Below are 11,991 nucleotides of genomic sequence, written 5' to 3'. Positions count from 1 at the left end.
AATGCCTGAACACCAAGGACAACTCCACCTCCTCGGGCGCGCTGGTACAGCAGAACTCCTGCGACTCGGCGGCCACCAAGCAGTGGACCCTCCAGTCGGCCGGGTCCCAGCCGTCGTCGACTCCCACCGCCACACCGACCATGACCCCGACGACCAACCCGACGCAGCCGTCGGGCTGGCCCAGCCCGCAGGGCTCGCAGGCGGTCACCAGCACGATCAGCGTCTCCGGCACCCTCGACGGCGGCCTGAAGCGCTACTACGCCAGCGGCAGCATGGGTGACGGCGGGCAGAGCGAGAGCCAGAAGCCGATCTTCGAGCTGGCCAACGGCGCGACGCTCAGAAACGTGATCATCGGCTCGCCCGGCGCCGACGGCGTCCACTGTCTGGGCAGCTGCACGCTGCAGAACGTCTGGTGGGAGGACGTCGGCGAGGACGCCGCCACCCTGCTGGGCAGCTCGTCGTCGCAGGTCATGACCATCGACGGCGGCGGGGCGAAGAGCGCCTCCGACAAGGTGTTCCAGCACAACGGCCCCGGCACAATGATCATCAAGAACTTCCAGGTGCAGAACTTCGGCAAGCTCTACCGCGCCTGCGGCAACTGCACGAACTCCTACCAGCGTCACGTCCAGATGTCGAACATCGTGGCGACCACCCCCGGCAAGACGCTGGCCGGCATCAACACCAACTGGGGCGACACCGCGCGCTTCTCCAACATCACGATCGTGAACGACTCCAGCCACAAGATCGTGATCTGCGAGAAGTACAAGGGCGTCCCGAAGGGCAGCGAGCCCTCCAAGATCGGTGAGGGGCCCGACGGCACGAACTGCCTCTACAACTCCTCCGACATCACCTACAGGTAACCGTCCCGCGCGCAGGCGGGAACGAACGGAAGGCCCGGTGGTCCCCCCAGCCACCGGGCCTTCTGCATTGGATTGCCGTGCCTCCGGCGCGGCGGCTCGGGGCGCTTCAATGCCCCTCGTGGTTGGATTGCCGCGCCTTTGGCGCGGCGGCTCAGGCCGCGCCGTGCCAGCCGCCGTAGTCGGCGAGGAAGAGGGCCTCGGTCGTCACCACGCGGCGCAGCTCCTCCAGCACGAGCCGCTCGTTCGGGGCGTGGATCGAGGCGCCGTCGTCCTCGGCGCCGTACAGCAGGATCTCGGCCTTGGGGAACTGCCGGGCGAGGGCCGCCACCAGCGGGATCGAGCCGCCCTGGCCGACCTGGCGCGGCGCCCGGCCGAAGGCGCGCTCCAGCGCGCGCTCCGCGGCGTTCATGGCCGGGCCGCCCGGCTCGATCTGGAAGCCGGAGCCGCTGACGAAGTCGCCGAAGGAGACCTTGACCCCCCACGGCGCGACCTTCTCCAGGAAGGCCGTCACGTCGTTCAGCGCCTGCCTGGCGTTCCCGCTCGCGGGGATGCGGATCGTGACGCGGGCCCGGGCCACCGCCTGGACGGCGTTGATCGCGCCGGTCACGGTCGGCACGTCCAGCCCGGTCACCGTGATCGCGTACGACGCCCAGAGCCGGTCGGACAGCGAGCCGTTCCCGACCAGCGACACGCCGTCGAGCACTCCGGCGAGCGAGCGGAAATCGTCCTCGGACGGCGCCTCGCCGGGGAAGGTCCCCGGTTCGAGGCCGGGCACCCGGACGTTCCCCTGGTCGTCGTGCAGGGCGGTCAGCATGCGCATCAGCGCGGCCAGCGCGTCGGGCGCGGCGCCGCCGAACGCGCCGCTGTGCACGGCCTCGGCGAGTGTGCGGACCTCCACGGTGAACGCGGCCATGCCGCGCAGCGACGTGGTGAGCGCGGGGTCGTTCACCTCGGGGTTGCCGACGTCGGCGATGACCATGGCGTCGGCGCGCAGCAGGTCGGGGTTGGCCTCGACGAAGGCCTCCAGGCGCTCGCCGGCGTACTCCTCCTGGCCCTCGATGATGACCTTCACGCCGACCGGGAACCGGCCGTTGAAGGCGCGCAGCGCGGCCACGTGGGTGATGACGCCGCTCTTGTCGTCGGCCGTGCCCCGGCCGTACATGATCCCGTCGACCACCGTGGGCTCGAACGGCGGCGTACGCCACAGGGCGAGGTCGCCGGCGGGCTGGACGTCGTAGTGCGCGTAGAGCAGCACGGTCGGGGCCCCGTCCGGCGCGGGCGCCTCGGCGAAGACGGCGGGGAAACTGCCCTCGATGGGGATCTGCCGGACGTGCGGGAGGCCGGCGGCGCGCAGCAGGCGCTCCACGAGCGCCGCGGCCTCCAGGACCGGGGCCTCGGAGTGACCGGGGAACGCGACGGACGGGATGGCGGCCAGGCGCTTGAGATCCTCGACCGTCTGCGGCATGCCCTCCTCGACGGCGCGCTCGATCTCCTCAGGTGTCACGGCGTTCTCCCGGATGTGCGTGGCTCTTCCCGGCGTTGGGTGGACCCCATTTGACCACACGGTCCGGCGGGCCCACCTTCCACGTCCGGACGGTCTCAATCTACCTTGACGGATTTCGTTGCTGTTACATGTCGATGTAGCGGAATTCGAACTTCTTCCACATTGCAGCCACGTAATCACTTGGCAAATCGCGGAAGTGGCATGCAAACTGTCTCCAGCGACGGATCACCTGAGGGAAGGTTGCGATGACGCGCCCCGACGTACTGAAGGCCGCACAGGACAATCTCTGGATGCACTTCACGCGCCACTCCTCCTACGAGGGAGGGGAGGTGCCCATGATCGTGCGCGGCGAGGGCGCCTACGTCTACGACATCCACGGCAAGCGGTATCTCGACGGCCTCGCCGGACTGTTCGTGGTCCAGGTCGGCCACGGCCGCGCCGAGCTGGCCGAGGCCGCAGCCAAGCAGGCCCAGGAGCTCGCGTTCTTCCCGCTGTGGTCGTACGCGCACCCGAAGGCGGCCGAGCTGGCCGCGCGGCTCGCGGAGCTCACCCCGGGCGACCTCAACCGCGTCTTCTTCACCACCGGCGGCGGTGAGGCCGTCGAGTCGGCCTGGAAGCTGGCCAAGCAGTACTACAAGATCAAGGGCAAGCCGCTGAAGACCAAGGTCGTCAGCCGGTCCATCGCCTACCACGGCACCCCGCAGGGCGCCCTGTCGATCACCGGCATCCCGGCGCTCAAGCAGGTCTTCGAGCCGCTGGTGCCCGGCGCGATCAAGGCCCCCAACACGAACCTCTACCGCGCCGACGAGATCTCCGGCTTCCCCGGCCTGGAGAAGGACCCCGAGGCGTTCGGCCGGTGGGCCGCCGACCAGGTCGGCAAGGCCATCGAGATGGAGGGCCCGGACACCGTGGCCGCCGTCTTCGTCGAGCCGGTGCAGAACGCCGGCGGCTGCTTCCCGCCGCCCCCCGGATACTTCCAGCGGCTGCGTGAGATCTGCGACGCCCACGACGTGCTGCTCGTGTCGGACGAGGTCATCTGCGCCTTCGGCCGCCTGGGCACGATGTTCGGCGGCCAGAAGTTCGACTACGTGCCGGACATCATCACCTGCGCCAAGGGCCTGACCAGCGGTTACTCGCCCATCGGCGCGATGATCGCCTCGGAGCGGCTGTTCGAGCCGTTCAAGAACGGCACTGAGACCTTCGCGCACGGCTACACCTTCGGCGGCCACCCGGTGTCGGCCGCCGTCGCCCTGGCCAACCTCGACATCTTCGAGAGGGAGGGCCTGATCGAGCACGTCACGGCCAACGAGCCGGTGTTCAAGGCCACTCTCGACCGGCTGCTGGACCTGCCGATCGTCGGCGACGTCCGCGGCTCGGGCTACTTCTACGGAATCGAGCTGGTCAAGGACAAGTCCACCAAGCAGACCTTCAACGAGGAGGAGTCGGAGCGCCTGCTGCGCGGCTTCCTCTCGAAGGCGCTGTACGACGCCGGCCTGTACTGCCGGGCGGACGACCGTGGGGACCCGGTCGTGCAGCTCGCCCCGCCGCTGATCTGCGGCCCCAAGGAGTTCGACGAGATCGAGTCGATTCTCCGTTCGGTGCTCACCGAGGCGTGGGCCCGCCTGTAGACCATGGAGCTCGTTCGGCCGGGTAGGGGGCGACCGTGACGAGTGACCGCCTGAAAGGACACAACTCATGAAGATCGGCGTGCCCGCCGAGGTCAAGAACCACGAGTACCGCGTCGCCGCCACACCGGCCGGCGTCCACGAGCTCGTCCGTCACGGTCACGAGGTCAGCGTCCAGCGCGGCGCCGGCCTCGGCTCCTCCATCACCGACGAGGAATACCTCGCGGCCGGCGCCAAGCTCGTCGACGGCGCCGACGAGGTGTGGGCCGAGTCCGAGATGATCCTCAAGGTCAAGGAGCCGGTCGCGGAGGAGTACCACCGTCTCCGCGCGGACCAGATCCTGTTCACCTATCTCCACCTGGCCGCCTCCCGGCCCTGCACCGACGCGCTGCTCGCCGCCGGCACCACCGCCATCGCGTACGAGACCGTCCAGGTCGGCAACGGGCTGCCGCTGCTGGCCCCGATGTCGGAGGTCGCGGGTCGGCTGGCCCCCCAGGTCGGCGCGTACAACCTGATGCGCTTCAACGGCGGCCGCGGCGTGCTCCCGGGCGGCGTGCCCGGCGTGGCCCCCGCCAAGGTCGTCGTGATCGGCGGCGGCGTCTCCGGCCTCAACGCGGCGCAGGTCGCGGTCGGGATGGGCGCGGACGTGACGATCCTCGACGTCAACATCGACCGGCTGCGCCACATCGACGCCATCTACCAGGGCCGGCTGAAGACGCTGGTCTCCACGTCGTACGCGATCGAGCGGGCCGTGCTGGAGGCCGACCTGGTCGTCGGCGCCGTGCTCATCCCGGGCGCGAAGGCCCCGACGCTCGTCTCCAACGACCTGGTCTCCCGCATGAAGCCGGGCTCGGTGCTCGTCGACATCGCCATCGACCAGGGCGGCTGCTTCGAGGACTCGCGCCCGACCACGCACGACGACCCGACGTTCCGGGTGCACGAGTCGGTGTTCTACTGCGTGGCCAACATGCCGGGCTCAGTGGCCAACACCTCCACCTTCGCCCTGACGAACGCCACCCTGCCCTACGTCGTCAAGATCGCCGACAAGGGCTGGAAGGACGCGCTGCGCGGCGACGAGGCGCTCGGCCTCGGCCTCAACACCCACGCCGGCGTGCTCACCAACGAGCCGGTCGCGGTGGCGCACGACCTGTCGTACACGCCGGTCCCGGAGATCCTCGCCGCCTGAGCCACGCGCGGCATGGCCTGATTCGTCAGGTACGACCGAGGTCGAGCCGCCTGCGCAGGTCCCTCGCGGTGCCGAGCACGTGCTCGACCTCGGCCGGGGTGGGCCAGGGGGCCGTGCCCGGCCGCAGCAGTGTGGCGCGCACCAGGCCGAGATGCTCGATCGCGGCCCGGTGCAGTCCGCTCGCCCGGGCGAGCCGCCCGACGGTGTCCGCCGGACCGGTCTCGTCCGCGTCCGGCAGGCCGGCGCCGGCCGGATCGCCCATGACCAGCTTCCCGGCGGCCGGATTTCCGGTGATCAGGTCTCCGGTGACCAGGTCCCACGTGCCGAGGATCTCGACCAGGTCCGCGGGCTCCGCCGCCGGATCACCGCGCCTGCGCGCCGCCGCCACGGCGAGCTCGGCGCGCGCGGCCTGCGCGGGTTCGGCGGGCCGGTTCCAGCGGGGCGGGGGCGGGTCGAGCAGGCAGTCCTCGGCGTCCGGGGACGCGCCGAGCAGGGGCAGCAGCGTCCGCAGCTCGACCATCGCGCCGTGGTGCCCGAACTCGGCCGCGCGCCTGAACCAGTGACGCCCGCCCTTCAGGTCGTTGTGCTCCGCGACGAGCAGCAGTCCGAGGCGGAAGGCGGCCTCGGGGTCGTCGGCCGCGGCCCGCTCATACCAGTGGGCGGCCGCCTGCCTGTCGTCCATCCGGGCGCAGACGAGGCCGGCCATCCGTCGCGCGTCGGGCCGCCCGGTCCGCGCCGCCCGCTCGAAGCAGGCACGCGCGGCGGGTAAGTCGCCCCGGCCCAGCGCCAGGTCGCCGAGGCGGAAGGCCGCGCCGGCGTGGTCGGCGCGGGCGGCCAGCCGGTAGAACGCCTCCGCGCCCTTATCGTCGCGGGCGGCGTGCAGGAGCAGAGCCATGTGATAGGCGGCCTCCGCGTGGCCGCCGCGTGCCGCGTACTCCCACCAGTGCAGCGCCTCGGCCTCGTCGCCGGCGGCGTAGCCCAGGAAGCCCAGGTCGTGGGCCGAGCGCAGGTCGCCGTCCACAGCCGCCCTGAAGTGCCAGCGCCGGGCGCCCATGCCGTCGCCCTGGTCCTCGCACAGCAGGGCCAGTCGCCGGGCCGCGTGGCGGGAGCCGTCCTCGGCCGCCCGCTCGAACCACGTACGCGCCGCGTCGGTGTCGCCGCGCCTTTCGAGCAGCATCGAGGCCAGGTTCGTCGCCGCGTCCGCGTCGCCGGTGGCCGCGGCCAGCTCGAACCAGCCGATGGCCTCCTCGGTCGTCCCGTGCGTGCGGTGCCACAGCCCCAGGTTGTAGGCGCTGTCGACGTTGCCCGCCCGCGCCGCCCGTTCCCACCAGTGCCGGGCGCCCAGTCGGTCGTCGCGTTCCGCGCACAGCCGGCCCAGCCGGTGCGCCGCGTCACGGTCGCCGTCGCGGGCCCTGTCGAGCAGGTTCGCCTCGGCCGGGTCCAGGGGTTCAGGGGTACGCGGGACCGGTATCCCGGGCCACGCGGTCGCCTCCGTCGCTCCCACTAGTGTCATGGGAGACAGGGTGACACGTAACCGAGTCGTCACGGAGGGTTATTGGTAAGACGTTGGTGTCATGGGACGCGTCATGGGACGCGCTCGAACCTGACGACGCCCACGTACATTCCCATCCCGCAGGCGTAGCGCAGCCGCCCCTCCGGACGGGCCGCGAGCCGCACCACGCGCTCGCCGGTCACGGGGAGCACGACGTCGCGGTCCTCGATCGCGAGCGTACGCGTGCAGCCCCGGTTGTCCTTCGTCCTGAAGGCGATCTCGACGGGCCGTCCGGCGGCGGCGACGGCGATGCCGGGCCGGAAACCCTCGGCGGTCGCCCAGACCGTGAGCCGCTGGACGCCGTCGGCCCCGGTGAGGGCGCGTCCCGCGGCGGCGGCGGGGGAGCCGAACCACGCCTGTGAGAAGTCCGGCAGCCAGCCGCCGAGCCGCAGGCCGGAGCCGACGGTGAAGAGCCCGGCGGCCAGGGCCGCGATCCCGGCCAGGGCGGCCAGCCTGGTCGAGGCGAGCGTGCGCAGCAGCAGCCCGAGGGCGGCGAAGGCGGGAGCGGTGCCGAGGGCGAGCCCGGCGAGCGCGGCCGCGCCCCCGGACGCGGAACCCGCGGAGACGGCCACCACCTCCATGCCGACCGTGACGCCGCAGGGCATGAAGATCGTGGCCATGCCCAGCCCGGCCGCCCGTACGAGAGTGGGGGAGCGGGTGGGCACGCGATCCCGTGAGGGTCCGCCGCCCGGAGTGCATGCGGGCGCCTGCCCCGTCGGTGTGCAGCCCGCCTCGTGACGCCGGCGGAGCATCCGTACGGCGAGGACGATCACCACGGTCCCGGCGGCGACGAGCAGCGCCGCCCGGATGCCCGGGCCGACCCGGACGGCCGCGCCCGCCAGCCCGAGTAACGCTCCGAGGGCGGTGTGGGCGGCGAGTCTGCCGGTCAGGAACGCGGCCACCGGCGGGAGGGGGTTGGACGGGCCGGCCGCGTTTCCGGAGACGTTCCCGCCGCCATTTCCGGGGACGTTCCGGGAGACGAGGCCGATGAGGAGGCCGCCCTGGACGGCGGCGCACGACGCCGTGCCCGCGGCGAGACCGGCGGCGAGGCCCCCGGCGAACAGGGCGGCCGGGTTCACGGTCAGCCGGTGAGCGCGAGGTCGTCCAGCGCGCCGGTCTTCGCCGCCTCCACGAGCGAGCCGAGCTGGTCGAGGCTCATCTCCACTTTCTGGCCGAAGTCGTCGGTGATGACGACCTGACGCTCGGCCGGAGCGGCGGCGTCCACGAACAGCTCGGGGCAGCCGCAGCTGCAGTTGCCACAGAATCGGGCGATGGACTTCACGCCAGTCCTCCTCGTACGGCGGGGCCTTTGCTCGCAACGTAATGTGATCGCGTGGAGGCGACCAGTAACAGTTCGCTGACCGGCCGGAGAGAAGACCGCCACTACCGGCGGGCGATCGCGGTGCTCGGTTTCGCCGGGACCCAGATGAAGGAAAGTTGCAGAACCCTCACGAGTTTTGCAGATTATTGACCCGCCCATGGGCCCGCGCATAAGGTCCGGACAAGATCCGCAACAGCACACCCCCCGGAGCGGTCAATGAAACGTCTGACAGCGGTCGCGGCGTTGCTCAGTCTCGCGGCCGTCGCGGCCTGCAGCGGCGGCGGCACGAACGGGAACTCCACCGGCGGCGGTGGTGGCGTCTACACCACGGTGGATCTCAACAAGCCGTCGCTCGACGTCAACGCGCCGATCAACCCGTGGAACCCCAAGGGCAACGCGTTCTGGGGCTACAACGCGATGAGGATCGCCTGGGCGAAGAACACCCTCACCGATCCGAACCAGTTCTACCCGGGCATCGCGGCGAGCTGGGACATCGCGCCGGACAACTCCTCCGTCACCCTCCACCTGCAGCCGGGCAACAAGTGGTCGGACGGCAAACCCGTCACGGCCGAGGACGTCAAGTTCTCCATCGCGCTGGCCTACACGCAGGGCAGCACCGCCTTTGCGGTCGACCCCGGCGCGGCCGGCGCCGCCTCCGAGGTCGAAGTCGTGGACGACACGACCATCAAGATCACGCAGGACATGAAGAACCCCAGCGTCACGTTCGTACGCGGGGTCATGGATGCCTTCGTGGTTCCCCGGCACGTCTGGCAGAGCGTCGTCCCGGCCGACTTCTGGGACACGCTCGAGACCGCCCGCGGCGACGGAGCGGAGGCGGAGGCGGCACGCGGGGAGATCAAGGCGCTGTCAGAGAAGGTGCTCGCGTTCGCCCCGCCCCAGGACGTTTCGGCCGGGCCGTTCGTCCTGAAGCGGATGAACCCCGGCGAGGCGCTGCTGGTGAAGAACACGAACTTCTACAACGCCGCCAACGTCGCGCCCGACCAGCTCAAGCTGCTCAACACCACCGGGAACGAGCAGATCTGGAACTACTTGACCTCCGGCACGCTCGACAACGCCCCGTTCACCGCGGTGCCCGCCGACGTGATGAAGCGCATCAAGGCGACGCCCGGCAACCAGGTCGTCAAGGGCTACTCCCCGGTGGCCGTCTCGCTCGCGTTCAACCAGGCGAAGAAGCCGTACGACAACGTGCACGTGCGGCGCGGGCTGGCCTCTCTGATCGACCGTGAGGAGGTCACGCGGATCGCCTCTCCGGAGGGCGGCACGGCGGCCGTGACCACCTCGGGCATCCACCAGAAGGCCGCCAGGGAGTGGCTCGGCGCCGAGCTCGACGCGCTGGATCCGTACAAGCTGGACCCGGCCACGGCCGACAAGGAGTTCGCGGAGGCCGGCCTGCGGAAGAAGGACGGCAAGTGGGCGCTGCCCGACGGCAAGCCCTGGAAGGTGACGATCCACATCCCGGCGCCGTTCTCCGACTGGGTCTCCGCGGCCAAGGCCATCACCAGCCAGCTCACCGCGGCAGGCGTCGACGCCGAAGTGGTGACCACCGCCGACTACCCGCTCTACCTGTCCGAGCTCGCCGAGGGCAAGTACGACCTCGGCTTCTGGCTCATCGCGCTCGGCCCCGCGCCGTACAACATCTTCCAGCGCCTGTACGGCACCTCCAACGGCTGGAACATCCTCGGCGGCAAGGTCAAGCACTCGGCGCCCGGCAAGAACGGCAACTGGATGGGCGGCCCCGAAACGATCGACGTCGACGGCGTCGGGACGGTCAACCCCGGCGAGCTGACCGCCCAGCTCAACAGCGTCAGCGGCGACGAGCAGAAGGCGGTCATCGCCAAGCTCGCCAAGGCGGCTAACCAGGACCTTCCGGTCATCCAGCTGTGGGACTACGTGAACACCCAGTTCGTCAACACCAACCGCTTCACCGGCTTCCCGGAGGACGAGAGCGACCTGCTGCGCCAGCCCTCCGGCGTCTGGATCCAGCTCGGCCTGATCAAGAAGAAGCAATAGTCCATGGCGGTTCTCCTCCGGCGGCTCGCGGGCCATGTGGCCCGCGGGCTCGTCATGATCCTGGTCGTCACGACGATCAGCTTTCTGATCATCAGAAGCGTCCCCGGCGACCCGCTCGCGGCGCGCTACCAGAAGCTCGTCGAGCAGGGCATGGCCCCCGACGCCGCCCAGCGCGCGGTCGAGGCGTTGTACGGCTTCACGCCGAAGGGCGGCCTGTGGGAGCAGTACGTCGACTACATGGGCGGCCTGGCCCATCTCGACCTCGGGCAGTCGCTGTCCGTGCCCGGCGTCGGGGTGTCGGCCGTGCTGTTCTCCGCCGCCAAGTGGACCGTGATCCCGGTGCTCGCCGGGACGCTGCTGAGCTTCCTCGTCGGCGTCGTCATGGGCGTCTACGCGGCGATCAAGAGGACCGGCGTGCTCGGCGACCTCCTCGCGATCTCCGGATCGCTGCTGCACGGCGTCCCGCAGTACGTGCTGGCGCTGCTGCTCGGAGCGATCTTCACCACGCTGATCCCGATCCTTCCGGCAGGAGGGACGGCCGACATCATGATCGATCCCGGTTTCACCGCCGACTACATCGGCTCGCTGGTCGAGCACGCCACCCTGCCGGTCGTCACGTACGCGCTGGCCGGCTACGGCGGGTGGATCCTCGCGATGAAGTCGAGCGTGGTCACCGTGCTCGGCGACGACTTCATCCTGGCCGCCGAGCTGCGCGGCATGAAACGGTCGATCATCTTCCGCTACGTCGCGCGCAACGCGATCCTGCCGCTGTTCACGATCCTGGCGCTCTCGCTCGGCCTGCTCTTCGGCGGCTCGATCTTCATCGAGCGCATCTTCAACTATCCCGGTCTGGGGCTGATGCTCATCGACAGCGTCAACAACCGCGACTACTCGCTGATGGGCGGGGCGTTCCTGCTCATCACGACGGCGGTCGTCGTGGCGAACATCGCGGCCGACCTGCTCTACACGGTCATCGATCCCCGGGTGCGCAGCGGAGGGGAGGCCGCATGACAAGCACGATCGTGCCGGAGGCGGGCGCCGCGGCAGCGGTCCGCCGCAACTTCTGGCGGGGCGTCTGGCGGGTCATGCGGCGCAAACCGAGCCGGATGGCCGGGGCGGTCATCCTCGTGGTGTTCGCGTTCATGGGGATCTTCGGGCCGCTGCTCTACCCCGACCCGCTGCCCCGCGACACGAGCGCGCTCTACGCCCCGCCGAGCCCGCGGCATCCGTTCGGCACCGACTTCGAGGGCACGGACGTGCTCGCCCTCGTCGTGACCGGAACCCGGTACGTCCTGCTGACCGCAGTCGTGACGGCCGTCATCACGGTCGTGGCCGGTGCGGGCATCGGGCTGTTCGCGGGGTTCCGGCGGGGCCGCTGGGACACGGTGCTCATGCGGTTCACCGACATGAAGCTCACGATCCCCGGCCTGCCGCTGCTGCTGGTGCTGTCGACGGTGTGGAAGTTCACCGGCGCCGTCGAGATGGGCCTGGTGCTCGGGCTGCTCGGCTGGGGCGGCGTGGCCCGGGCCGTGCGGGCGCAGACGCTGTCGCTGCGCGAGCGCGGGTTCATCGAGGCCGCCCGGGGGCTCGGCCTGTCCACCACGCACATCGTCGGCAGGGAGCTGCTGCCCGGCATGGCTCCGTACATCGCGATGAACGCGCTCATCGCGGTGACCGGCGCGGTCTACGCGCAGGTGGGCCTGTTCTTCCTGGGCGTGCTGCCCTTCGAGGCGAACAACTGGGGGGTCATGCTCAACCTCGCCGTCTTCGGCGGCGGCGCGCTGACCACGACGGCCGCATTGCCGTACCTGCTGGCGCCGCTGCTGGCGATCCTGTTGCTCACGCTGGGCATCGTGCTGATCGTGGACGCGATGGACGAGATCTTCAACCCCCGGCTGCGGGAGGAGTGAGC

The 11,991-nt window shown here is 70.6% G+C and carries 11 protein-coding genes; 7 read left to right on the top strand and 4 right to left on the bottom strand.

Features of this window, described 5'->3' with window-relative positions:
* Positions 1 to 860 (top strand): pectate lyase (locus tag ACWEQG_RS35975; protein WP_452291754.1); only part of this gene is annotated, 860 nt, incomplete at its 5' end.
* Positions 861 to 1,011: 151 nt separating this feature from the next.
* On the opposite strand, the gene ACWEQG_RS35970 is transcribed toward ACWEQG_RS35975, so the two are convergent.
* Positions 1,012 to 2,364, bottom strand: a complete 1,353-nt coding sequence (locus tag ACWEQG_RS35970; protein ID WP_363467243.1) for a M20/M25/M40 family metallo-hydrolase — start codon at positions 2,362 to 2,364, stop codon at positions 1,012 to 1,014.
* Between the two features lie 245 nt (positions 2,365 to 2,609).
* Here ACWEQG_RS35970 and ACWEQG_RS35965 point away from each other — a divergent pair, with 245 nt between their 5' ends.
* Both ACWEQG_RS35965 and ald read left to right on the top strand, forming a co-directional pair.
* Positions 2,610 to 3,992: an aspartate aminotransferase family protein gene (locus tag ACWEQG_RS35965; protein ID WP_452291752.1), complete on the top strand. Its 1,383-nt coding sequence runs from the start codon at positions 2,610 to 2,612 to the stop codon at positions 3,990 to 3,992.
* 67 nt (positions 3,993 to 4,059) lie between these two features.
* Positions 4,060 to 5,175, top strand: coding sequence for an alanine dehydrogenase (ald, locus tag ACWEQG_RS35960; RefSeq protein WP_452291750.1), 1,116 nt, complete (start codon positions 4,060 to 4,062; stop codon positions 5,173 to 5,175).
* Positions 5,176 to 5,200: 25 nt separating this feature from the next.
* On the opposite strand, the gene ACWEQG_RS35955 is transcribed toward ald, so the two are convergent.
* The 3 genes from ACWEQG_RS35955 to ACWEQG_RS35945 all read right to left on the bottom strand — a co-directional run bounded on the left by ACWEQG_RS35955 (position 5,201) and on the right by ACWEQG_RS35945 (position 8,009).
* A complete protein-coding gene (locus ACWEQG_RS35955) occupies positions 5,201 to 6,688 on the bottom strand; it encodes a tetratricopeptide repeat protein (protein ID WP_452291748.1) in 1,488 nt (495 codons plus the stop codon).
* A 71-nt stretch (positions 6,689 to 6,759) separates the two neighbouring features.
* Positions 6,760 to 7,806, bottom strand: coding sequence for an urease accessory protein UreH domain-containing protein (locus ACWEQG_RS35950; protein WP_452291746.1), 1,047 nt, complete (start codon positions 7,804 to 7,806; stop codon positions 6,760 to 6,762).
* 2 nt (positions 7,807 to 7,808) lie between these two features.
* Entirely contained in the window at positions 7,809 to 8,009 is a 201-nt protein-coding gene (locus ACWEQG_RS35945) for a hypothetical protein (RefSeq protein WP_346229993.1), read from the bottom strand.
* Between the two features lie 51 nt (positions 8,010 to 8,060).
* Here ACWEQG_RS35945 and ACWEQG_RS35940 point away from each other — a divergent pair, with 51 nt between their 5' ends.
* The 4 genes from ACWEQG_RS35940 (at position 8,061) to ACWEQG_RS35925 (ending at position 11,989) form a co-directional block, all read left to right on the top strand.
* A complete protein-coding gene (locus ACWEQG_RS35940) occupies positions 8,061 to 8,198 on the top strand; it encodes a hypothetical protein (protein ID WP_452291744.1) in 138 nt (45 codons plus the stop codon).
* Between the two features lie 66 nt (positions 8,199 to 8,264).
* Positions 8,265 to 10,079, top strand: a complete 1,815-nt coding sequence (locus ACWEQG_RS35935; protein WP_452291742.1) for an ABC transporter substrate-binding protein — start codon at positions 8,265 to 8,267, stop codon at positions 10,077 to 10,079.
* 3 nt (positions 10,080 to 10,082) lie between these two features.
* Positions 10,083 to 11,090, top strand: coding sequence for an ABC transporter permease (locus ACWEQG_RS35930; protein WP_452291740.1), 1,008 nt, complete (start codon positions 10,083 to 10,085; stop codon positions 11,088 to 11,090).
* Positions 11,087 to 11,989 (top strand): ABC transporter permease, encoded by a 903-nt coding sequence (locus ACWEQG_RS35925; RefSeq protein ID WP_452291738.1) that lies wholly within the window; start codon positions 11,087 to 11,089, stop codon positions 11,987 to 11,989. The genes ACWEQG_RS35930 and ACWEQG_RS35925 overlap by 4 nt, the downstream gene beginning before the upstream one ends.
* Positions 11,990 to 11,991: the final 2 nt, after the last annotated feature.

It is taken from the genome of Microbispora sp. NPDC004025 (genome assembly GCF_053604425.1).
The sequence above is the reverse complement of the archived record's forward strand: the minus strand, read 5'-3'. Positions and strand labels throughout refer to the sequence as shown.

What these genes read in the sequence shown, in the direction of transcription:
- ACWEQG_RS35965 (WP_452291752.1), top strand. Translation starts at nt 2,610, where the DNA reads ATGACGCGCCCCGACGTACTGAAGGCCGCACAGGACAATCTCTGGATG.
- ald (WP_452291750.1), top strand. Translation starts at nt 4,060, where the DNA reads ATGAAGATCGGCGTGCCCGCCGAGGTCAAGAACCACGAGTACCGCGTC.
- ACWEQG_RS35955 (WP_452291748.1), bottom strand. Translation starts at nt 6,688, where the DNA reads ATGACACTAGTGGGAGCGACGGAGGCGACCGCGTGGCCCGGGATACCG.
- ACWEQG_RS35935 (WP_452291742.1), top strand. Translation starts at nt 8,265, where the DNA reads ATGAAACGTCTGACAGCGGTCGCGGCGTTGCTCAGTCTCGCGGCCGTC.
- ACWEQG_RS35930 (WP_452291740.1), top strand. Translation starts at nt 10,083, where the DNA reads ATGGCGGTTCTCCTCCGGCGGCTCGCGGGCCATGTGGCCCGCGGGCTC.
- ACWEQG_RS35925 (WP_452291738.1), top strand. Translation starts at nt 11,087, where the DNA reads ATGACAAGCACGATCGTGCCGGAGGCGGGCGCCGCGGCAGCGGTCCGC.